Source organism: Clostridium punense (assembly GCF_017874425.1).
GTDB lineage: Bacteria > Bacillota > Clostridia > Clostridiales > Clostridiaceae > Clostridium_J > Clostridium_J punense.
The window spans coordinates 136,066-158,481 of record NZ_JAGGLL010000001.1; the positions used below are offsets into that span (position 1 = coordinate 136,066).

Consider the following 22,416-nt stretch of genomic DNA (forward strand, 5'->3'; position numbering starts at 1 on the left):
CTCCTAAACTCTCACACCTTGAACATTTACTGTAACCTGTGAAACTTTAATACCTGTAAAGTTTTCAACATTGTATCTAACTTTTTGTATTATGTTATTTGCAATTACAGAGATTTTTGTTCCATATTCTACTATTATATATAATTCAATAGCTATTGATTCGCCTTTAGAAATGATTTTAACCCCTTTTCTAAGGTTTTCAGCTTTTAATAACTCCCATAATCCATCTTTTGCATTCTTAGAAGCCATACCAACAACTCCATAACACTCCATAGTTGATATTCCAGCTATATTTGCTAAAACTTCTTCAGAATAAAGTACATTACCTATTTCAGTGGTTATGCTAGCTTTCATATAAAAATTCCTCCTTAATTATGCCTTAACCTTATTTTATATTAAATTGCCAATTAATTCAACAAAATATGTACATAATACTAAAGTACATACACTAATTATTTTACTTAATACTTGCAAGTATTATAACAATTATGTTAAAATAGTTTATGTTTGATTTAGAACAATATTCTTGGTGACTTTAAGGAGGTGTATTAAATGTCAAGAAGATGTGATATATGTGATAAAGGCGTAGTTGCAGGAGCTCAGTTCAGCCACTCACACCGCCAATCAAAAAGAACATTTGCTCCAAACCTAAAAAGGGTTAAAGCAATCGTTAAAGGTTCACCTAAAACTATCCACGTTTGTACAAGATGCTTACGTTCAGGTAAAGTTCAGCGTGCAGTTTAGTCATAAAAAAATGCAACTCTAGTTTGTTGCATTTTTTTATTATTATAACGTACATACAGTTATTTTATTAGATAACTAAAAGACTTAAGTTTAATCTAAAAAAGTCCCTTACTAATAAGTTGGGGGACTTTTTTAGATTAAGGTGAAATGAAATTAGCAAGGTATATCCTTGCTAATTTCATTTACATATGTTGTTTCTTCATAAATAGTCTTACTATTTTTGATAAGAACTTGGGCAGTTTGATAACTTTTATTGTCATTGTATTCCTCCCTTTATATTTATGTTTAATTATTTTCCATTATCTTCCATCCTGCTACTATAATCACACCACCCATGGCCATTATCCATCCCCAAAAGGGAATAACCATAGCTAATACAATTCCTAATCCAATGGCAGCTACTACTGTACCAATTTTCTTTCTTGTTCTCCTCCCACAAAATCTTGACATATTCTTTTCCCCCATGAATACTTTTTATATCAATATATGAGAAAGTGTGTTTTTTGACACTGCTTAAATAAAAAAAAGTGCAGCTCTGTAGCTACACTTTATCTTTTGAGAGCATTACCATTAATACTCCTTTTTTAAACTCTATTTCCACTCTATTTTCCTTAAATTTATTAGATAAAGTTAAATTATTATCTGTAGATAAATTAAAGTTTTCTAGGGGATATCTAGCGCCCTTTATAGTTAGTTCTTCAACATCTTCAAAATAGCTAAGAAGTGAAAAACCATCACCTTCATTACCTTCTAAAATAATAGGCCTATCTGTTAAGTAAATTACATTATACTCATCTACAATATATGCCTTTATCCCTAGCTTTAAGGCTCTATATAGCACACAAATATTGCCTAGAAAATGATCTAGTCTTTTTCCTGTACATCCAAGAAAAACTACCTCTGAAGCACCAAGTTCATGAGCTTTCTGTAATGCCAAATCACTATCTGTATAGTCCTTATCTATTGGAAAGTTAATGATGTTACAATAAGACTTCATTTCTTCTAACACATGAGAAGCTATAGAGTCAAAATCTCCTAATAAATAGTCAGGTTTAATCCCATAGTTGTATAATATATCTGCTCCACTGTCTGCTGCAATAGTAATTGAATTCTCCCCTAAATATCTTTCTATCAGTTTTTCACTAGGAGCCTCTCCTCCGCCTATTATAACTACCCTCATATTAAATTCCTTCTCTTAATGCTTTTATATTTTTTTCTATTTCATTATTTTTGAATACTGCTGATCCTGCAACAATTACATTAGCACCACTTTGTACTACTGTGCCTATATTACTGTTATCAACGCCCCCATCTACTTCTATAAGTAAATCTTTGTTATACTCATCTGCTAAAGCCTTAACTTCTTTAATTTTATCTCCACAATAGGATATATATTTCTGTCCTCCAAAGCCAGGATTAACCGACATTATTAGAACCATATCTAAATTATGAATTAAGTGCTTAATTGAAGCTACTGGTGTTGCTGGATTTAATGAAACTCCTGCCTTAATGCCAAAGCTTTTTATGTAATTTATAGTTCTGTCTAAATGCCTATCTGCTTCATAATGAACTGTTATAATATCTGCTCCTGCATCTACAAAATCTTTAATATATCTTGAAGGCTCCTCAATCATTAAGTGCACATCAAAAGTAAGATTTGTTAACTTTCTAATTGATTTCATTATTGGCGCTCCAAAGGATATATTAGGCACAAACATTCCATCCATAACATCTATATGAATCATATCAGCGCCATACTTTTCTAGGTTTAATATATCCTCTCCTAGTTTTGAAAAATCTGCAGATAATATTGATGGTGAAATTTTTATCATTTCCAACTCCCCCTACTAATTGTTTCTTCTAAGGTTTTTACATAAAATTTATATCTTGTTTCGTTTATCTTACCTTCTTCTACAGCAGCTTTAACCAAGCAACCTGGTTCTTTATAATGAACACAATTGTTGAACTTGCATCCATCTCTATATGGCTCAAACTCTGGAAAGCAATACTGTAAATCTTCCTTACTTATAAAATCTAATTCTAAGGAAGAAAAGCCTGGGGTATCAACTAAAAAGCCTTCTTCTACTTGCATTAACTCGCTATGCCTTGTAGTATGCTTACCTCTTTTAACTTTTTCACTAATCTCTCCTGTTTTCATTCTTTCTCTTCCAATAAAACTATTAAGCAAAGTAGATTTTCCAACACCTGAAGGTCCACAGAAAACACTGATGTTGTCTTTTATTTTCTTCCTTAATTCTTCCACTCCAACACCATTTTTAGCCTCTAAATACAGCACCTCATAACCTGCATTTTTCAGTACTTCTCCAATATCCCTATGCTCTTTTTCCGCTAAATCCATTTTGTTAAAGCAAACTATAGCTTTTAAATTGCTGTGTTCACAAAGAACTAAGAATTTATAAAGTAACTCTAAGTTTAAGTCTGGCTGCCTAAAGGCAAATACTACAAAAGCTTGAGTAACATTAGCTACCACCGGTCTTAAAAGCTCTGTACTTCTTGGAAGTATTTCATTTATAACACCAGTTTTATCTTGATCAACCTCTATTACCACATAGTCTCCAATCATAGGGGTAAGTCCACTATGCCTGAACTTCCCCCTTGCCTTACACTCATATATTTCTTTATTCACATCTACGTAATATAATCCACCAATTCCTTTAACAATTACTCCTTCCATGATTCCTCCAATTCTTAACTTAGACTTTTGTATTTTTAGTCACCTTTTTTATCATCTTTTTTTGTAACAGTAACTGTAATAGTAGTCCCCTTTTCTACTTTGGTACCTGGAGCCTTATCCTGTTTTTCTATTATGGCTTTATCATCTCCATTGGCTTGTAGATCTAAACCCAACTTATCTGCCATTTCCTTTGCATCTTTTACTGACATACCAACAAATTTTGGTACCGTAATCTTACCTGCATCTGGATCTTGATACTTATAATAGTTTACTGATACCGCCTCATTCTCCTTAACCTTTGTACCTGGAGCTATACTTTGATTAAATATTTTTCCATCCTTAGCTTTATCGTCTGTTAATACCGCAGTAGCATCTCCTAGTTTCAAGCCTGAAGTAGATAAAACTTTACTTGCTTCATCTACAGTCATATTGGATAGGTCTTGAACCTTTGTATATTTAACCGCTGAACCTTTACTTATAACTAAATTAACTATATCACCCTTTTTAAGCTTTGATTTTGGACCTGGATCACTTTTAATTACTAGTCCTTGCCCAACTTCCTCAGAGTTTTCCTCGGTTATCTTTCCTACCATAAAACCTAAGTTTACTATATAGTCTTGGGCAACATTTTTGTCTAGTAGTGCCAAGTCTGGAAGTTCTTCTTCCCCTGGTCCAGCACTTAATCTGACCCTAACTTCACTTTCCTTTTTTACCTTACTACCTTCATTAGGGAATACCTGTATAATTGTGCCCTTAGGCTTATCATTTTTTTCTTCACTTAATACTACAAATTTTAGCCCTAAATCTTCCACATTTTTTTGACCTTGTTCTTTAGGTAATCCAGTTATAACTGGTATCTCTACCTCATTCTTAGCAGCTCCCACTGCTGGTAAGCTGGTAAATAGTTTGCCTGCAGATATTCCTAATACTATGGCTAAAATTACAACTACTGAAACAATAATCCACTTTTTCTTTTTGTTATCTACCTTTGAATTACTTTTCTTAATTTTTATTGGCTCGTCATCCTCTTCATCCTCATCCTCTTCGAAGGAATCAGCAGTTGCTTTAATATTAATAGGATCCATAACTCTAGTGAATTCATTTTCTTCCCTTGAATTAACTATTGTGAAGGACTGATTGTTTTGTATCTTTTTTAAATCATTTAATAAATCAGTTACAGTCTGATACCTTCTTATAGGATCCTTTTCTGTAGCTTTTAAGATTAAATTGCTTAAGCTCTCTGGAATGCTTCCTATGATTAGCCTTGGTGATATCACTGGCTCTTGAATATGCTTTAACGCCACTGATACAGCACTGTCTCCATCAAAAGGTACTTTACCTGTTATCATTTCATAAAGCACTATGCCTAGGGAGTAAATATCTGTTCTATAATCTACAATTTTACCCTTTGCTTGCTCTGGTGAAAAATAGTGTGCAGACCCAATAACCTTGCTTGTGTGAGTTATTGTATCTGAAGACACTGCCTTTGCGATTCCAAAGTCCGTTACCTTTACTGTACCATCCTCTGTAACCAAAATATTATGTGGTTTAATGTCTCTATGAATAATATTATTTTTATGAGCGCACTCTAAAGCCTTTGCTATTTGAATTCCTATGCTTAAGGTATCATCTACGTTTAGTCTTCCTCTTTCTTGGATTACCTCTTTTAAGGTTTTCCCATTAACAAATTCCATGACAATATAATTAATATTATTATCGCTACCAACGTCATAAATATTAACAATATTATTTGCTGAAAAGCTTGCAGCAGCTGCTGCTTCTTTTCTAAATTTATTCATAAATTCTAAGTTATTTGAGTACTCTTCCTTAAGTATCTTAACAGCTACATATCTATTTAATAGAAGGCATTTAGCTTTATACACTACAGCCATACCGCCTTCACCTATCTTCTGGAGCAGTTGGTATCTACTACCTAATATGGTTCCAATCATCTGTACACTCTCCTTTAAATATGATAACAGAAATATTATCTTTGCCACCTTTTTCTTTGCTAAGTTCTACTAGTCTTCTGCTACTATTACTGATATCATCATTTACAATGGTTAGGATTTCTTCCTCAGTAACTTCATTTGTTAAGCCATCACTGCATAAAATTACTATACTTATATTTTGTAAATCAACAGTATAATAATCTCCTTTAACAGATATTTTTGTTCCTACAGCTCTTGTAATAACATTTTTATTTGGATGATTTACTGCTTCTTCTGCACTAATGGTACCGTTATCCAAAAGTTCCTGCACTAAGGAATGATCCTTTGTAACCTTTATCAATTGTCCTTTTGAAACCACATAGCAACGACTATCCCCTACGTTTGCTACAACTAAACTATTATTCTTTACATAAGCCATTGTAAGAGTAGTTCCCATTCCACTGCAATTTTCATTGAGTACTGCATACTTATATACATTTTTATTAGCCTCATCAACAGCACCTTCTAGTACTTGTTCCATAGTAAGGTCCTTACTGTGAATCTTAACATAGTCTAATACACTATCTACAGCAATTTTACTTGCTACTTCTCCAGCATTATGTCCTCCCATACCATCGGCTACCACAAATATGCTTGTATCACCATCTTCGTAATATCCTACGGTATCTTCATTTAGGGTTCTTTTGTTCCCTAAATCAGTTTCTATACCTATTAATCTCCCCATATAGTTATTACTCCTTCTTTTCTAAATAACTTCTTCTAAGTTGTCCACAGGCGGCATTTATATCAAGTCCCATTTCTCTTCTTATGGTAGTTTCAATACCATTTTTTATCAAAATGTCCTTAAACTTATTTATTTCCTCCATATTAGACTTCTTAAGTGTACTTTCATTTATCTCGTTAATAGGAATTAAGTTAACATGACAAAGCATCCCTTTTAAAATTCTGGAAAGCTCCTCAGCATTTTCTTTTGTATCATTAAAGCCTTTTACTAATGCATACTCAAAAGTAATTCTTCTATTAGTTTTTCCTATATAGTACTCACAAGCTTCTAATAGTTCTTTTATTGTATATGCATTTGCTATTGGCATGGTTTGTCTTCTAATCTCATCATTTGGTGCATGAAGAGATATGGCTAATGTTATTTGCAAGTTTAAATCTGCCAACATTTTTATTTTAGGAACTATTCCACAAGTTGAAAGGGTAATATGTCTTTGTCCAATGTTTAATCCATGTTCTGAATTTACATTGCATATAAATTTTAACACATTTTCAAAATTATCTAAAGGCTCACCACTGCCCATAAGCACTACATTTGAAATTCTTTCCTTAAGTTCACTTTGTGCTTTTATTATTTGGCCTAGTATTTCACCACTAGTTAGATTTCTAACTATACCTCCTATGGTGGAAGCACAAAACTTACAACCCATCTTACATCCAATTTGAGTAGATACGCAAATTGAGTTTCCGTGTTTGTATTTCATTACCACTGACTCAATAACATTTCCATCCTTCAAAAGAAATAAATGCTTTCTTGTGTCTTCTCTTTTTGAGCTATAGGTCTCAATTATTTCAGGAATACCTATATAAAAGCTCTTTTCTAGCTTTTCAATAGTAGTCTTAGAAAGATTAGACATTTCACTAAAGCTCCAAACCTCTTTATATATCCAATCTATTACCTGCTTAGCTCTAAATTCCTTCTCCCCATTTTCTTTCATCCACTGTTTTAATTCTTGCAGATCTAAATCTAAAATATTTTTCATTTTTTCACCTACTTAGTTCTACGAATCTTAGCAATAAAAAATCCGTCCATATATGTATTTGGAAGTACAGTCACATAGCCTTCCTCATGGTAAATAATATTATCCACCTTACCAAAGAACAAAGGCTCAACCTTAAATTCCGGGTGTTGTTTTAGAAACCACTTTATATTGTCTTCATTCTCCCCTTTGTTTAAAGTACAAGTTGAATACAAGAGAACTCCTTGTTCTTTTACATACCTTGCAGCATTGGTCATAATTTTTCTTTGAATCTTAACAATTTCCTGAAGTTCTTTCATGTTTTTATTATATTTAATTTCAGGCTTTTTTCTTATGATTCCTAGTCCTGAACAAGGCACATCTATAAGCACCCTATGCCCCTTTTCCTCTAGATTTTCCTCATAATTAGTAGCATCTAATAAAGATAAGCTAATATTAGTTAGTCCAAGTCTCCTTATATTTTCTCCAATTAAATTAAGCTTATGTTCATATATATCAAAAGCTAAAACTTCTCCTGTATTGTTTAGTAATTCTCCAGCATGGGTAGTTTTCCCCCCTGGTGCACTGCACAAATCCAGTACTGTCATATTTTCTTCTATTTCCATGGCTGGTGCTACCAACATAGCACTCTCATCTTGAACAGTAATTACCCCTTCCTTAAACAAGGGGTTTTCTTCAATGCTTTTTCCTCTTACTATTCTTATTGCCTCAGGGCATACATAACCTTCTTCTATCTGATAGCCATTTTCCTCTAACCTATTAAAAATATTCTCGTAATCTCCCTTAGTTGAATTAACTCTCACAGTTATATCTGGTCTTTGATTTAATCCAAATAATATTTTTTCACAAAGATGTATTCCATATTGTTCATAGAATAGCTTAATCATCCACTGCGGAAAGGAATATTTGAAAGCTAGTTCCTCAAAGATGTTTCCTTCCTTGTAGTAAGCGCCCTCTTTATTTCTCAAGTAATTTCTAAGTACCCCATTGGCAACCTTAGAAGCACCCAAGGATACATGTTTCTTTACCAGGTTTACTGCCTCATTAACAGCAGCAAACTCTGGTATCTTATCTAAATACCTGATTTGATAAATAGTAATTCTTAAAATATTAAGCAAAAACCTATCTGTTTTATCAAAGTTATTCTTTAAGAACTCTTTTAAAATTTTATCAATAGTGTATTTGTATTTAATTGTTCCATAAACTATTTCTGTAACTAAACCTTTATCCTTCTGATCTAGGGTAGAATTATTAAGCATATTTCCAAGTACAATACTTGAATAGGCCTTATTATAAAAAACCTCATTTAACACATCAACAGCTACTTTTCTAGCATTATCCATTGTTTTACCTCTAAATTTATCTTTCTCTATCACTTAGTGCAATTAATCTTAACAATTGGGCAATAGCAGTAAGAGCTGCTGCCACATAAGTTAACCCCGCTGCTCTTAATACCTTCTTTGTTCCACTTATTTCATCTTCAAAAAGTATATTTCTAGATATTAGTATGGCTACAGCTCTGCTTGAAGCATTAAACTCTACGGGCAGTGTTACTATTTGAAATAAAACTACGGCTGTAAACAGTAAAATACCTAAGTTAACTAATGCAGGCATAGATAGAACAAAACCAAGAATAAAAAGCATCCAGGATGCACTTGAACCAATATTTGCAACTGGAACTAGGGCCATTCTAATTTTAATTGGAGCATAATTATCCCTATGCTGAATTGCATGCCCTACCTCATGGGCGGCAACACCTATCGACGCAATGGAGGCTCCATAAAATACATCTTGAGATAATCTTACTACATTTTCTCTAGGGTCGAAATGATCTGTAAGCTTTCCTCCAATTGGAACCACTGGTACATGGAATAACCCGTATCCATCTAGTATCATTCTTGCCACTTGACTTCCTGTATAACCATTTCTACTATAGACCTTTGAATATTTTGAATAACTCGCTTGAATATTAAACTGAGCCCAAGTGGCAATTAAAAGAGCAGGTAACAAAATTAACATTGTAGAGTCAAAATAAAACATATTAATCACTCCCATTAAATTACTTGTGTAATAACTCTTCTTCCTCAATAGTATTTCCCTTAATATACTCTCCTACCTTTAGAGGTTTCTTATTTGGAAATTGAACCTCAGTAATAAGTAAAATCTTATCTTTGGTTGCTACTCTAATGCCTTCACTATCAACTTTTATTATAGTTCCAGGCTTCTTTTTTGACTGTTCCTCTAATACCCTAGTGCTAATCACTTTCATAGGCTTATCTATGTAAAAAGTATATGCCGTAGGAAAAGGATTAAGTCCTCTTGCAAAGTTATGAATAGTTTCGGCACTTTCATCCCAATTAATATTAGCCATCTCTTTATTTAGCATACTTGCATAAGGTGTTGGTGTTTCTCCTTGCTTTATTGGAGTTATGGTATTATTGCATAACCCCTTAATTGTCTCCACTAAAAGACTAGCCCCATCCACCATCAATATGTCATGAAGTTCTCCTGCAGTCATGTTTTCGGTGATATCAATCTCGCTTTTTAACAACATATCTCCTGTATCAAGTCCTACATCCATCAGCATTGTAGTATTTCCACTTACCTTTTCTCCTTGCATAACTGCAAAGTTTATTGGTGCTGCCCCCCTATATTTAGGAAGAAGTGACGCATGAAGATTGATACATCCATACCTTGGTATGTCTAAAACTTCTTTAGAAAGTAATTGCCCAAAGGCAACTACCACTATAAAGTCTAAATCCATCCCCTTAAGCTTTTCAATTAGCTCTCTATCCTTTTTTAACTTTTCCGGCTGATAAACTGGTATATCATATTTTAAAGCTGCTTCTTTAACCGCAGACATAGCTAAAGCTTTCCCTCTTCCTTTTGGTCTATCTGGCTGAGTTAATACAGCCTTAACTCCAAATTCCTTCACAATAGCTTCAAAGGAAGGAACTGCAAATTCTGGGGTTCCCATAAAAACTATATTCATATATTTATTTCTTCCTTTCTTTCACTAATCTAATAACATAAATCTTTAACGAAATACATTATCAACATTTACTTTTTTCTAATATATAAAATGCAATAAAAACACTGCATAAATACATGTAATTCTATTTTGCATTCTCCTTAATAGTAAGTTGTTTAAAATTATCTTGCAACTTATATAAAATCTGTAAGTTACTAGAGTCTATTTACTTGTTCATGTTATTATACGCTCTATAAAAATTATTTTCTAACTTTGTCTGTATATAATATTCCCTCTAAATGGTCTATTTCATGACAAAGAGCTCTTGCAAGTAGGTCCTCTCCTTCTATCAGAAATTCTTCTCCATTTTCATTTAGCCCCTTAACCTTAACATATTTGGGACGTACCACTAAGCCTTGTTCTCCTGGAATGCTAAGGCAACCTTCTTGTGCTTCAACTTCACCCTTTTGTTTCATTATTTCAGGATTAATTAACACAATTGGTCCCTGTCCTATATCTATAACTATAATTCTTTTTAGTATGCCTATTTGCGGTGCAGCAAGTCCTACACCATTTGCATCATACATTGTATCTAGCATATCCCTTATTAAAACCCTAGTTCTATCATCAATAGCTTTAACTACCTTACTCTTTTTTCTTAATACCTCATCTTCTTTTGTTCTAATCTTTCTTAATGCCATTGTTGCTTTTTCCTCCTACCTATCTACAATAAATTATTTGGATTTACATCCAAACTGACCCTAATATAATTATAAACTGAACTTAGCTCATTATAGGTAATATTTTTAATATCTTCAGCCAATTCTAAAGTAAAATCACCCTTAATAATTATTTGCCACCTATAGGCATTTTTAATTTTAGAAATACCACAAGGGCAGGGTCCTAATACTTCCATTTTATCATTATTATCTAATTTTAGGTGTAGTTTATCCCCTAAATCCTGTATACTTTTTATTAATAATTTTTCATCCTCACTACTTAAATTAATAGCTAGAATCTTTGCAAAGGGTGGATAGTTCATATTTCTTCTAATTTCTATCTCTTCCTTATAAAAACTTATATAATCATTTTCCATAGCATATTTTATACTGAAATTCTCTGGACTATAGGTTTGAACTACTACTTTCCCTGGCTTCTTGCCCCTTCCAGCTCTTCCTGAAACCTGAGTTATAAGCTGAAAGGTTCTCTCATTAGCCCTGTAATCCGGCAAATTTAAGGATAAATCCGCCGCTATCACCCCGACTAAAGTTACCTCAGGAAAATCTAAGCCTTTAGCCACCATTTGAGTACCAATTAAAACATCATACTCTTGATTTCTAAAGCTATTATAAATCTTTTCATAAGAATGCTTTTCTCTTGTCGTATCAAAATCCATTCTAAGTGTTTTTGCCTCAGGAAATACTTTTTTCACTTGGTCTTCTAGTTGCTCTGTACCAATTCCAAAGTATTTTACATATTTACTCTTACACCTTGGACAAGTGTTTACTAGCTCACGCTTAGCTCCACAATAGTGACAGGTTAAATTTGAAGCGTGATTGTGATAGGTTAAAGCAATATCACAGTTTCTGCACTTAAATACATACCCACATTTTCTGCAGGATACAAAGGTAGAAAACCCTCTTCTATTTAAAAATAATATAGCCTGTTCCTTATTTTCTAGTGTTTGCTTTAAACCTGAAAAAAGACTTGCACTAAAAATAGACTTATTATCATTCATAAGCTCTTCTCTCATATCCACCACCTTTATCTGTGGTAACAGAGCACCGTCAGCCCTTTCACTTAAAGTTATAAGAGTATACTCTCCAGTGGTAGTTCTATAATAAGTATCTACCGCAGGAGTTGCGGAACCTAGTACTACTTTACAACCTTCTATATGGCTTTTAAGGTCTGCTATGTCTCTAGCATGGTACTTTGGATCACTATCTGACTTATAGCTTCCTTCATGCTCTTCATCCATGATTATAAGCCCAAGATTTGAAAATGGCAAAAATATCGCAGATCTAGCTCCTATAGCTACTTTAACCTTTCCCATCTTCACTCTCATCCACTCATCAAATCTCTCACCATCACTAAGCTTACTATGGAAGATGGCAACATCACGTCCAAAACGTCCCTTAAACCGCTCTACCATTTGTGGAGTAAGTGAAATTTCAGGAATTAAAATAATAGAGTCTTTTCCTTCGTCCATTGCCTTCTTCACTAAATTCATATATATTTCTGTTTTTCCGCTGCCTGTTATTCCATGAATTAAAAATTTTTTATTCCTTGACTTCATTACTGTGTCAACAGCCTGTTGTTGCAGTGGATTCAATTGTTTCTCCTCATAGGCTTTATATTGTCTATCATTATATCTATTTACAACGGCTTCTTCTAAGTTTAAAAATCCATGCTTAATTAAAGTATTTATGGATGACAAAGAAAATCCCAATTCATTTGACAATTGCTGCTTATTATAGGTTCCATTATTTTCTTTTACAAAATCTATGATTTTTACATAACTTTCTTTTTTATATTTATCTGTTATTGGACTTCCCAAAACAACCAAATTTTTAGTTTTGAATTTCATTCCTTTAGTAATTCCACTAGGAATAAAAACCTTAATACATTCTAAATAAGTACAGAGATATTTGCTCCTCATTATTCCGATAAGAGCAATGTCCTTCTCCCTTATAACTTGAAAATCATCACTTATTTCAATAATAGCCTTTAGCTTATTAATGCTCTTAGAATCTAATTCTATAAATTCATATAGTTGTACAACAAAACCATCGATGTTTTTATTTCCCATACCAAAAGGAACTTTAACCCTTTGGCCAAGAGCAATTTTATTCTTTAAAACTTCTGGCACCTTATAGGTAAATATTTTATCCACCTTTATAGAATCATTATTTACGATCACTCCAGCATAGTTATACATAGGTTTATCTCCCTTCACAAGAGTGTATTTATTTTTTCCAATAACTTCATTTTATATTATACAAATTTATCTTACTACTCTTCTTTTATTCTTTAAGTAAACAATAATTTATAAAAGAAGCTTATGCTCACATAGAAATTTAAAGGAAAATAATAAATTTTAATGCTATGGGTATTTTTAATTAAGGCATCTTCAAAAAATAAATAAGTCAATCTGCTCGTCTATTTTATGATATACTGCGTCAACAGAACCCTTAGATAGCCCCACTATCTGCGGAATCTGTTTTCTTGTCTATCAGAAAATATACTTCACATCTTGGACTTGTTATTTATTTTCAGATGCCTAAAAATAAGAAAAAAAGCGACATGGTCGCTTTTGACTAATTATTAATATGTTTTAGTACTATATTAAAAAGTTCTTGACCTACTAACCTTTTAGACATAGATTCTAACTCTATAGCCTCACCAGTTTTGCTTATTATGGTCACTTTATTATTGTCACTGCCAAAACCAGTCTCTTTACTAGTAATGTCATTAGCCACTATATAGTCTAAATTTTTCTTTCCTAGCTTTTCTTTAGCATTTTGTAAAATTTCATTGCTTTCCGCTGCAAAACCTATGAGAATCTGATTCTTTTTCTTATCTCCAAGATTTTTAAGTATGTCATTGTCTCTTGTAAATTCTAAAACCAAATCTCCAGAGCCTTTTTTTATTTTCTCACTAGAATAATTTTTTGCCTTATAGTCCGCAACAGCTGCTGATTTTATTACTATATCACAACTATCATACTCTTCTAACACAGCATTCAGCATTTCTTCATTTGTATTAATCTGCTTAACCTTCATTCCAAAAGGAGGTTGCAAATTTGAAGGCCCAGTTATTAAAACCACTTCAGCTCCCCTATCTCTTGCTTCCTCTGCAATAGCATAACCCATTTTTCCTGTAGATCTATTAGTTATAAATCTTACTGGGTCAATGGCAGAAATAGTGGGTCCTGCAGTTACTAGTACCTTTAATCCCATTAAATCCTTAGGTTCATACAAGGCAGAGATTACTCTCTCAGCAATAAGTTCTGTATCTGCCAGCTTTCCATCACCTACATCTCCACAAGCTAATCTCCCGCTAGCAGGCTCTATGAAACCATAGCCATAATCCTTAAGTTTTCTTATATTGTCTTTTACTATAGGGTTATTATACATATTTGTATTCATAGCTGGTGCAAATATCACAGGAGCTTTAGTAGCCATTATAGTGGTAGATAACATATCATCCGCTATACCATTTGCTACTTTTCCTATAATATTAGCAGTAGCTGGAGCAATAAGCATTAAATCTGCTTTTTTAGCTAAAGATATATGTTGTATTTCCCAAGCCCTAGGCTCCTCAAACATATTGTGTATAACCATATTTTGACTTAGGGATTGGAAGCTAAGAGGAGTAACAAACTCTGTGGCAGCTTCTGTCATAATAACATGAACATTGATATCTGCCTTTCTAAGTCTGCTTATTACATCTAGAGTTTTGTAAACTGCTACTCCACCACTGACTCCAACAACAACAGTTTTTTGCTGCTTCATTTTACTTTATGCCTTCTTTCGTAGTTTCTGCTTCAATTGCTCCTTCATAAATTTCATTTATAGCAATAGTTAAAGGCTTATTTGACTTAACATTAATAAATGGTTTTTCACCTTCAATTATTTGTCTTGCTCTTTTTGAAGTAGCAACCACAAGAGAATACCTATTATCCACTTTCTCTAATAGCTGTACTATAGATGGGTTAATCATTGAATTACTCATAACTAATACCTCCCTAATAATTCGTCTTTAATTTTAAAAACTCTGCACTTTTCTGCAGTTATAATACTTTCGATTTTCTTCACTGCATCTTCTACTTCATCATTTACTACGGCATAATCATACTTTGACGCAAAGCTTATTTCATCATAAGCAGCTTCAAGTCTGGTTTTTAAGGATTCTGGGGTTTCACTTCCTCTGTTTGTAATTCTGCTTTTTAGCTCCTCCATAGATGGTGGAAGAATAAATATAAATATCCCTTCAGGATATGCAGATTTAATTTTTAAGGCACCTTGGATGTCAATTTCTAGAATTACATCTCTCCCCTGTTCTAACACTTCAAAAACCTTTGATTTAGGAGTTCCATAAAAATTTCCGTATACCTCTGCATACTCTAAGAAATCATCCTTATCAATTCTTTTTAAAAACTCATCTCTATTGACAAAAAAATAATTAATACCTTCTACTTCTCCAACTCTAGGAGATCTAGTGGTTGCAGAAACAGATATCCAAATATCATTTTGTTGTAGCAAAGCCTTGCAAACTGTACCTTTACCAGCACCAGATGGACCTGATATTACTAATAATTGTCCTTTAACTGACATATTAATCTTCAACCTCTTCTGCATGTTGTTCTTCATCCTTAGAAGAAAGTCTATGTGCTACAGTTTCTGGCTGTACTGCAGATAAAATTACATGATCACTGTCTGTAATTACAACAGCTCTTGTTCTTCTTCCGTATGTGGCATCAATAAGCATTCCTCTATCTCTTGCTTCTTGAATAATTCTTTTTATTGGTGCTGATTCTGGGCTTACAATAGCTACTATTCTGTTTGCTGAAACAATATTTCCAAATCCTATGTTTATAAGCTTTATACTCATTAGTCGCCTCCTGCTATTCTATGTTCTGAACTTGTTCTCTTATTTTTTCAATTTCACTCTTTATATCTAGGGATAAATTTGTTAACTCTAAATCATTAACTTTAGATGCAATGGTATTAGTTTCTCTATTCATCTCTTGAACAATAAAGTCTAATTTTCTGCCTATAGGCTCATTTAGGTTTAGAGTTTGCTGCATTTGATGAATATGGCTCTTAAGCCTTACTATTTCTTCATCCACACCTGTTTTATCAGCTTGAAGAACTACCTCCATGGCAATTCTATTCTCATCAAACTGTGATTCCTCAATAAGTTCCTTAACCTTCTTACTAAGCTTCTCTCTATACTCTTTAGATACCTCAGGAACTCTAACACTTATTCTTTCAATAAATTGTAAAATCAATTCACATTTTTCATTAATATCCTTATACAGCTTTAGACCTTCTTCTTCTCTCATCCTAATTAGATTATCTACAGCTTCGTTTATTGGATTTAATAGATTATTCCAAGCCGATTCTACATCTTCTTCCTTTTGCTTTAAAGTAACTACTTCAGGAAATCTAGCTAAATTTGTTACTGAAATGTCATCTCTTAACTCATACTTGTTCATAATAGTTTTAAGACAGTTCATATAGCTATCCATTAAATTTTCATTTAACGTAGCTTCAATGTCATCTCTATTGAAAGTATTTTGAGTTATAAATACATCTACTTTTCCCCTTTTTATTTTTTCATTAAGAATTTTTCTAATGTTGTCTTCTAATGAAATTAGGGCTCTTGGCATTCTCACATTAAATTCAAAGTATCTATGATTAACAGATTTTATCTCAACAACATAGCTTGAATTCTTCTGCTCACTAGTACCCCTGCCAAACCCTGTCATGCTTTTTATCATAACAACGCTTCCTTCCGAACACTTTATAAATTCAAAGTCTATTATACATAAATTATATCCTGAATTTCAAGTTAAAAATACAAGAATATAAAAGAAAAATGAAAGATTTATAAGAAAACTTAAGAATTTCACTGATAATTAAGTTATTAGCATCTTATATTAGGTTGCAACTTTTTATTTATACCTACAGGCACCTTCTTAAATCATAAGAAAATTCCTAATTAAGATTAACTTATTAATTTCTTCCTTGAAAAGTTATAGGCTATATTATTAAAATCTATCATTTTAATAATATAGCCCTAAATAATATTAGTTTTATACCACCTTAAATTCTATATAAATGTTATGTGTTTAATCCTATGATTATTCTTACTACTACCCTTAGTACTTTGGTAAGGATGATAAACCTTCTTCTATAACCTCCCAAGAACATGTTAAAGCAATTCTAAAATAGTCATAACCTAAAGTTCCAAAGCAGGATCCTGGAGTTACCACTAAACCATACTTATCTAAAATTTCTGAACAAAACTCGCTAGTTGTATAACCTCTCGGTGTTTTGCACCAAATATAAAAGGTGCTTTTAGTAGGGAAAAATTCTATATTTTTTTCTTTAAGAACTCTTTCTGCTACAACTCTTCTTTTAAAATATATCTCTCTGATTTCATCACCATAGGCTTTATTAAGGTTCAGTGCTCTACAAGCTGCCCTTTGAATAGGAATGAACTGACCTGAATCCAAATTGCTCTTAACTTTAACTAGGGCTGCTATAACCTGTTTATTACCTACTGCATAACCTATTCTAAAACCTGTCATATTATATAGCTTAGAAAAGGTTCCAAATTCCACTGAGTGTTTATTCTTGTCAAACTGTAATATGCTAAGTGGTTTTTCCTCTGCAGTTATAATCTCATTATAAGCAGCATCATTACAAAGCACTATATTGTTTTCTTCACAAAACTTAATTATTTCAGCAAAAAACTCACCATTGCCACTAGCTCCAGTTGGGTTATTGGGATAGTTAATAAACATTAGTTTTGCCTTACCTGAAACTTCCCTAGAAATTTCAGTGAAATTCACTAAATAATCATAGCTTTCTTTTATGGGAACTGTATAAGGTATACATCCCCAAAGTTTAGCCCCTGCTGAATAAACAGGATATCCTGGTTCTGGAACAATAACAATATCGTTAATATCACAAACTGCTGGAATTATATTACTTATACCTTCCTTTGAACCAATTAGAATAGACACTTCTTCTAAATCTAAATCCACTCCAAACTCGTTTTTATAATAATTTATGACTTGTTTTTTTAGTTCATTAATTCCATCATAAGGCGGATATTTATTAAAACCTTCCTCCTTAAATCCATCAACTAAAGCTTGAAGAATAGAAGGCTCCACTGGCAGGTCTGGATCACCTATACTTAAATCAATAATCTTTTTTCCTTCTTTTCTTCTTTTTTCTTTGATAGCATCTATTGTCTTAAAATGGTACACACCTATGGCATCTAATCTGTTGTTTATTTTCATATCATCACCCTGAATAAATGTTATAAAATATGTTATTCAAGGAATAATGAAATTGTTACAAATTTGTCCAAGTTATTAAATAAGTTAGTACTTTTAAAAATCATTTAATTTAGATTTTCCAGTAAGTTTTAAACTTGTTAATGTTAAAAAAGCTTTAAGGGAACCAAGGTAGGATTAATATACAAATTTATCCTACACTTAGTTCCCTGTGATTAATCTTTAATATACTCATATTAGCAATTAAAATAGCTAATAATCCTTGTAACAAATGAAACTCTTTAACTAATAATTGATGTTATTAATAATGACCATTTTCAAATATCTCTTTTATTTCCTCTAAATTATCAGTTTTTCCAAGTGCTAACATTAGCTTAATTCTAGCCTTTTGTCCTGGTAGACTTTCTCCAAAAATAGCGCCAGCATTTCTTAAGCCTTTTCCTCCACCTGGATATCCATAACTATCTAGTACTCTTCCCTTATAACATCTTGAAACTATTACTACTGCAACACCTTTACTTATTGCTCTCTCCACAGCTTCAGCCATTTTAGGAGGAATATTTCCTCTTCCCATAGCCTCGATAACTATTCCCTTTGCACCCTCATTTACGCAAAAGTCAATTAGCTTGCCATCCATTCCAGCACAAGCTTTAATTAATTCAACATTTGCTTCTACCTTGTTTGTCTCCACGTAATTTTTATTTAAGCTATTTCTATAAAAAATTGCTTGGTTATTATCCACAATACCAATTGGTCCAAACTCTGGACTTTGGAAAGTATTTAAATGCATTGAGTGAGTCTTTGTAACTTCACTAGCACAGTTTAACTCATCATTTAAACAAACTAAAACCCCTCTATTTTTTGCCTCTTTGGAAGTAGCTGTGCAAATAGCTGCAGCTAGGTTAGCTGGACCATCATAGCCTAGCTCTGAACTATTTCTCATAGAACCTGTAAATACTACGGGCTTTTCATGTTTTATGGTTAAATCTAATAAATATGCTGTCTCTTCTAAGCTGTCTGTACCGTGAGTTACTACTACTCCATCTACATCTTCTCTATCTAAAAAACTCTTAACATAATCAGATAATTCTAGCATTAGTTCTGGAGTCATATGAGGTCCTGGTAAGCTAGAAAAAGTATATGATTCTACCTCTGCATGAGCTTCTATTCCAGTAACCATAGACATAATTTCTTCTCCAGTTAATGTAGGTACCGCTGCTTGAATTTTTGGATCAACTTTCATTGATATAGTTCCACCATTAAATATTACTACTACTTTATTCACTTTTGTAACCTCCCAAAAATAAAAACTACTATTAATAATTCATTTCTATTTTACACTAACCTTTTAAGATTTACATCAAAATGTTTAATATTATTATATATTTAACATTTTACATAACATATTAGCAGTCTTCCTAAAAATCTATATTCTTTCAATTTTTTAGTGTTTCAACTTTTCCTTGTAAATTGAAATTGTGTATATATTACCTTTTTATAGTCTTGCAAGATAAAATACGTCTTCATTTTTAAAGATTCTTATAGGTGCCAAGGTAAGAGCAATATTAAGTTGTTTATTTGCTTTCATTGTTTTTATCATAAAATTAAAAGTGAGTACTAGCAGTACTCACTTTTAATAGTAAAAAAACAAGTGATTTATATAAAGTTATAAACATTATATTCTAATTACCTAACTTACGTACAAATACAGAATTAATATTTGTAGATTATTACCTGTTATTTTAATCCACAATATTCCTTATCCTTCTAATCTTTTAGGCGGAGCCTTATGGATAAGTATGGTAGATTTAAAAAAGGCAACAATAAATAAAACTAAATTATAGCTTCCAATTTTGTATTAAATTACATGGTATAAACTTTGGCTTCAACCTCAGATATCTAAGGCTAGCTGAATATAATTAGGGCTACAAAGTGCGTCAGCTATTAACTTTGATAGCTTAGTTATTGGTGGAATGTTTACCCTAATTCCTTCAGAGGTTCTTTCAACAAAGCCTCTAATATTGCCAATACGCTTAATAAGAAGTCTTACCCCTACATTTTCAAGTTCCGTACCACGTAGAATTGAGCATTTAAACCAACTTATTATGTTGTGAGTTATAAATACTAGCCATAGGAAGCCATAAATTCCATAAAACTCTTTTGTTCTAAGGTTTTTTATATGATAAACATTTTTAGCCATTTTAAAAAATGCTTCTATGGTTTGACGTTTATTGTAAAAGTGAAATACTTCTACTGCATTCATATCTTTACTGCTTATGTTAGTTATAAGCATAGAATATTTCAACTTACCTTTTGAGGATAAAGTTTGGACTATAATATTTCTAACTCCATTATTCTCTGGAAGCTCATAAACCCATGCTGCCTCATCGGCTTGTGTATATTCTGAGTAATGTATTCCTTTAGCAATATTCTTAGCTGTTACAGTAGAGTATGCTTTAGTAATAAACTTTAACCTGTCGATTGAAAGCAATTTTTCAATGTTTTCTATAGAACCGAAACCACTGTCAGTCCTTAGGATTAATTTTCCTGTGTAAAGTTGATCTTTGTATTTGCACAAAATAGTTTTCAATAAATCATCGTAATGGTCAGAACAATGGGTGTTTCCTGAATCCAAGAACATTGCAACTGTTTCAGAGGCTTCGCCTGTAAAAGCAGCGGATAGCTGATATCCACGTTGATTTTTCTTTTTGGCAAAATAACCTTTTTCTGCAAGTTTAAAGTTTTTTCCATTAGCAATTAATCCTGTTTGATCACAGTCTACGACTACTCGCGAATGCGAGTGAACTGAGTTGCTATGCTCTAGAAAGAGTTTATTATGGATATTTTCAAATTGATTTATACTATCCTCGTCAAATCGTCTAATTAACTCATTAATTTGTGACTGATCAGGGGCTGTATCCATACCAAACATATTTAGGGAAAGTTTCTCAACTCCTAGCTTTTCATTAATCTCTATTGTAGTTTCACAGCCAACTATAATGGACATTATTGTTACAATAAGTTTTTTGTATACTGTATATTTAACCTCTTTCATTTTAAGTTTGAATTCTTCAAAAGGCTTAAAGAGGCTAAATTTCAAACCAAATTGCATGACCGAAACTAACCAAGTGGAAGTAGTTTCTTCTTTACAGTTGTCTTGAGTAAAGGTAATATTGTTCATAGGGATAATACCTGCCTTTCTTAATTTTTCTGTGGTAAGAAAATTATACTTTAAGGCTTGGTATTATCCATTACTTATTTTTTGGAAACTATAATATGGAAATTGCTAAGTTTTCGTTTGTACAAAACTTAGGTAATTAAGGTCTTCCTTCTTTTTTCTCTAAATAATGAAATATTTCTTTTTCTATTTCGTCTGTACAATTATCATCTAACGTGAAGGTTTTAATAAATCCATCTAAGGCTCTCATTTCGATTTTACAAATTTGATCCCCACTGAGTAAATCTTTATCCCTTTCAAACTTATTAATAGTATAACCTTCATTAATATAATCCCTTATTTTTCTCATTTTTAACTCCTCCTTAGATAAGAATTATTTAAATTTTATATTATTATTATTTGCTATTTAAAAGAACATATCCTATGACATTTTATATAATTCAGTTAGTACTTTGCTAAACTTCTATTATTTAACCATTGGCTTAAAGCATATTTTTAAAATAACCCTCTTTTCTATATTTTCTACTTTTATAATTAATTTTTATCTTATATTTTTATTCTTGCTTAAAAAATTTTAATTATTCTGACAACTCTAGCTAAAATTTTATTTTACATTTAGTTTACAAATTATCCAAATTATTTTATAACATTATTTGATACAATTTGGTTCATAAATAATATAAAACCTCTAAAAAGCATAACACTATAAATTCTATAAGTAATAATAATTAAATTTTTTAAAAAATATGCTAGGCCTTGCCAAAATACTTAACTTTTGGGAAAAGATTTATGCAACCTTATAGGGAACTAAAGCTGAGTTTAAAGAAACTAAAACTAAAATTAAGAATACCAATGAAAGACTGACTACTTTAGGAGTTAAAATATATAGAAATGATATAATTTTTGGGAGAACTAATACTGATATTAAAACTGTAAATAAAAATAAAATCTTTGAAACCAAATGATTTCAAAGATTTTATTTTTTTGGTCTGAGTGACAGGACTTGAACCTGCGACCCCAAGCCCCCCAGACTTGTGCGCTACCATCTGCGCTACACCCAGATATTATAAGACTCATGGATAAA

At 32.1% G+C, this 22,416-nt stretch carries 23 protein-coding genes and 1 tRNA gene; 1 reads left to right on the plus strand and 23 read right to left on the minus strand.

Annotated features, from left to right (window positions below):
* Positions 1-3: 3 nt before the first annotated feature.
* The gene (locus J2Z44_RS00625; RefSeq protein WP_021284678.1) at positions 4-354 is read right to left on the minus strand and encodes an Asp23/Gls24 family envelope stress response protein; all 351 of its coding nucleotides are present in this window, start codon (positions 352-354) and stop codon (positions 4-6) included.
* A 198-nt stretch (positions 355-552) separates the two neighbouring features.
* On the opposite strand from J2Z44_RS00625, the gene rpmB reads away from it, so the two are divergent.
* Positions 553-744: a 50S ribosomal protein L28 gene (gene rpmB / locus J2Z44_RS00630; protein WP_017414544.1), complete on the plus strand. Its 192-nt coding sequence runs from the start codon at positions 553-555 to the stop codon at positions 742-744.
* Positions 745-1,029: 285 nt separating this feature from the next.
* Here rpmB and J2Z44_RS00635 read toward each other — a convergent pair whose 3' ends face one another.
* The 22 genes from J2Z44_RS00635 to J2Z44_RS00740 all read right to left on the minus strand — a co-directional run bounded on the left by J2Z44_RS00635 (position 1,030) and on the right by J2Z44_RS00740 (position 22,393).
* Complete coding sequence (locus J2Z44_RS00635; RefSeq protein ID WP_021284677.1) at positions 1,030-1,194, minus strand: hypothetical protein; 165 nt, start codon at positions 1,192-1,194, stop codon at positions 1,030-1,032.
* Between the two features lie 91 nt (positions 1,195-1,285).
* Entirely contained in the window at positions 1,286-1,924 is a 639-nt protein-coding gene (locus tag J2Z44_RS00640) for a thiamine diphosphokinase (RefSeq protein WP_021284676.1), read from the minus strand.
* A 1-nt stretch (position 1,925) separates the two neighbouring features.
* Complete coding sequence (gene rpe / locus J2Z44_RS00645) at positions 1,926-2,576, minus strand: ribulose-phosphate 3-epimerase (RefSeq protein WP_021284675.1); 651 nt, start codon at positions 2,574-2,576, stop codon at positions 1,926-1,928.
* Positions 2,573-3,439: a ribosome small subunit-dependent GTPase A gene (rsgA, locus tag J2Z44_RS00650; protein WP_021284674.1), complete on the minus strand. Its 867-nt coding sequence runs from the start codon at positions 3,437-3,439 to the stop codon at positions 2,573-2,575. The genes rpe and rsgA overlap by 4 nt, the downstream gene beginning before the upstream one ends.
* 35 nt (positions 3,440-3,474) lie before the next feature.
* The gene (gene pknB, locus J2Z44_RS00655; RefSeq protein ID WP_021284673.1) at positions 3,475-5,391 is read right to left on the minus strand and encodes a Stk1 family PASTA domain-containing Ser/Thr kinase; all 1,917 of its coding nucleotides are present in this window, start codon (positions 5,389-5,391) and stop codon (positions 3,475-3,477) included.
* Positions 5,369-6,115 carry a Stp1/IreP family PP2C-type Ser/Thr phosphatase gene (locus tag J2Z44_RS00660; RefSeq protein WP_021284672.1) on the minus strand — a complete coding sequence of 249 codons (747 nt, stop codon included), beginning with the start codon at positions 6,113-6,115 and terminating at the stop codon, positions 5,369-5,371. Before J2Z44_RS00660 ends, pknB begins: the two co-directional genes overlap by 23 nt.
* Before the next feature lie 7 nt (positions 6,116-6,122).
* Positions 6,123-7,154, minus strand: a complete 1,032-nt coding sequence (gene rlmN / locus J2Z44_RS00665) for a dual-specificity RNA methyltransferase RlmN (RefSeq protein ID WP_021284671.1) — start codon at positions 7,152-7,154, stop codon at positions 6,123-6,125.
* Between the two features lie 8 nt (positions 7,155-7,162).
* Positions 7,163-8,494 (minus strand): 16S rRNA (cytosine(967)-C(5))-methyltransferase RsmB, encoded by a 1,332-nt coding sequence (gene rsmB / locus J2Z44_RS00670; protein WP_021284670.1) that lies wholly within the window; start codon positions 8,492-8,494, stop codon positions 7,163-7,165.
* 16 nt (positions 8,495-8,510) lie between these two features.
* On the minus strand, positions 8,511-9,191 hold the full coding sequence (locus tag J2Z44_RS00675; RefSeq protein WP_021284669.1) for a zinc metallopeptidase: 681 nt from the start codon (positions 9,189-9,191) through the stop codon (positions 8,511-8,513).
* Positions 9,192-9,210: 19 nt separating this feature from the next.
* Positions 9,211-10,143: a methionyl-tRNA formyltransferase gene (fmt, locus tag J2Z44_RS00680; RefSeq protein ID WP_021284668.1), complete on the minus strand. Its 933-nt coding sequence runs from the start codon at positions 10,141-10,143 to the stop codon at positions 9,211-9,213.
* 239 nt (positions 10,144-10,382) lie between these two features.
* On the minus strand, positions 10,383-10,823 hold the full coding sequence (gene def, locus J2Z44_RS00685) for a peptide deformylase (protein WP_021284667.1): 441 nt from the start codon (positions 10,821-10,823) through the stop codon (positions 10,383-10,385).
* A 23-nt stretch (positions 10,824-10,846) separates the two neighbouring features.
* On the minus strand, positions 10,847-13,060 hold the full coding sequence (gene priA / locus J2Z44_RS00690) for a primosomal protein N' (RefSeq protein WP_021284666.1): 2,214 nt from the start codon (positions 13,058-13,060) through the stop codon (positions 10,847-10,849).
* Positions 13,061-13,439: 379 nt separating this feature from the next.
* On the minus strand, positions 13,440-14,636 hold the full coding sequence (gene coaBC, locus J2Z44_RS00695; protein ID WP_021284665.1) for a bifunctional phosphopantothenoylcysteine decarboxylase/phosphopantothenate--cysteine ligase CoaBC: 1,197 nt from the start codon (positions 14,634-14,636) through the stop codon (positions 13,440-13,442).
* Position 14,637: 1 nt separating this feature from the next.
* Entirely contained in the window at positions 14,638-14,856 is a 219-nt protein-coding gene (gene rpoZ / locus J2Z44_RS00700) for a DNA-directed RNA polymerase subunit omega (RefSeq protein WP_021284664.1), read from the minus strand.
* 2 nt (positions 14,857-14,858) lie between these two features.
* Positions 14,859-15,458, minus strand: a complete 600-nt coding sequence (gene gmk, locus J2Z44_RS00705; RefSeq protein WP_021284663.1) for a guanylate kinase — start codon at positions 15,456-15,458, stop codon at positions 14,859-14,861.
* 1 nt (position 15,459) lies between these two features.
* Entirely contained in the window at positions 15,460-15,735 is a 276-nt protein-coding gene (gene remA, locus J2Z44_RS00710) for an extracellular matrix/biofilm regulator RemA (protein ID WP_021284662.1), read from the minus strand.
* A gap of 13 nt (positions 15,736-15,748) precedes the next feature.
* A complete protein-coding gene (locus J2Z44_RS00715) occupies positions 15,749-16,627 on the minus strand; it encodes a YicC/YloC family endoribonuclease (protein WP_021284661.1) in 879 nt (292 codons plus the stop codon).
* A 381-nt stretch (positions 16,628-17,008) separates the two neighbouring features.
* Positions 17,009-18,157: an aminotransferase class I/II-fold pyridoxal phosphate-dependent enzyme gene (locus J2Z44_RS00720; RefSeq protein WP_209649272.1), complete on the minus strand. Its 1,149-nt coding sequence runs from the start codon at positions 18,155-18,157 to the stop codon at positions 17,009-17,011.
* 298 nt (positions 18,158-18,455) lie between these two features.
* Entirely contained in the window at positions 18,456-19,439 is a 984-nt protein-coding gene (locus J2Z44_RS00725) for an asparaginase (RefSeq protein WP_021284658.1), read from the minus strand.
* Between the two features lie 606 nt (positions 19,440-20,045).
* Complete coding sequence (locus tag J2Z44_RS00730; protein WP_021284623.1) at positions 20,046-21,335, minus strand: transposase; 1,290 nt, start codon at positions 21,333-21,335, stop codon at positions 20,046-20,048.
* 136 nt (positions 21,336-21,471) lie between these two features.
* Positions 21,472-21,681: a hypothetical protein gene (locus tag J2Z44_RS00735; RefSeq protein WP_021284622.1), complete on the minus strand. Its 210-nt coding sequence runs from the start codon at positions 21,679-21,681 to the stop codon at positions 21,472-21,474.
* A gap of 636 nt (positions 21,682-22,317) precedes the next feature.
* Positions 22,318-22,393, minus strand: a tRNA-Pro gene (locus J2Z44_RS00740).
* Positions 22,394-22,416 lie beyond the last annotated feature (23 nt).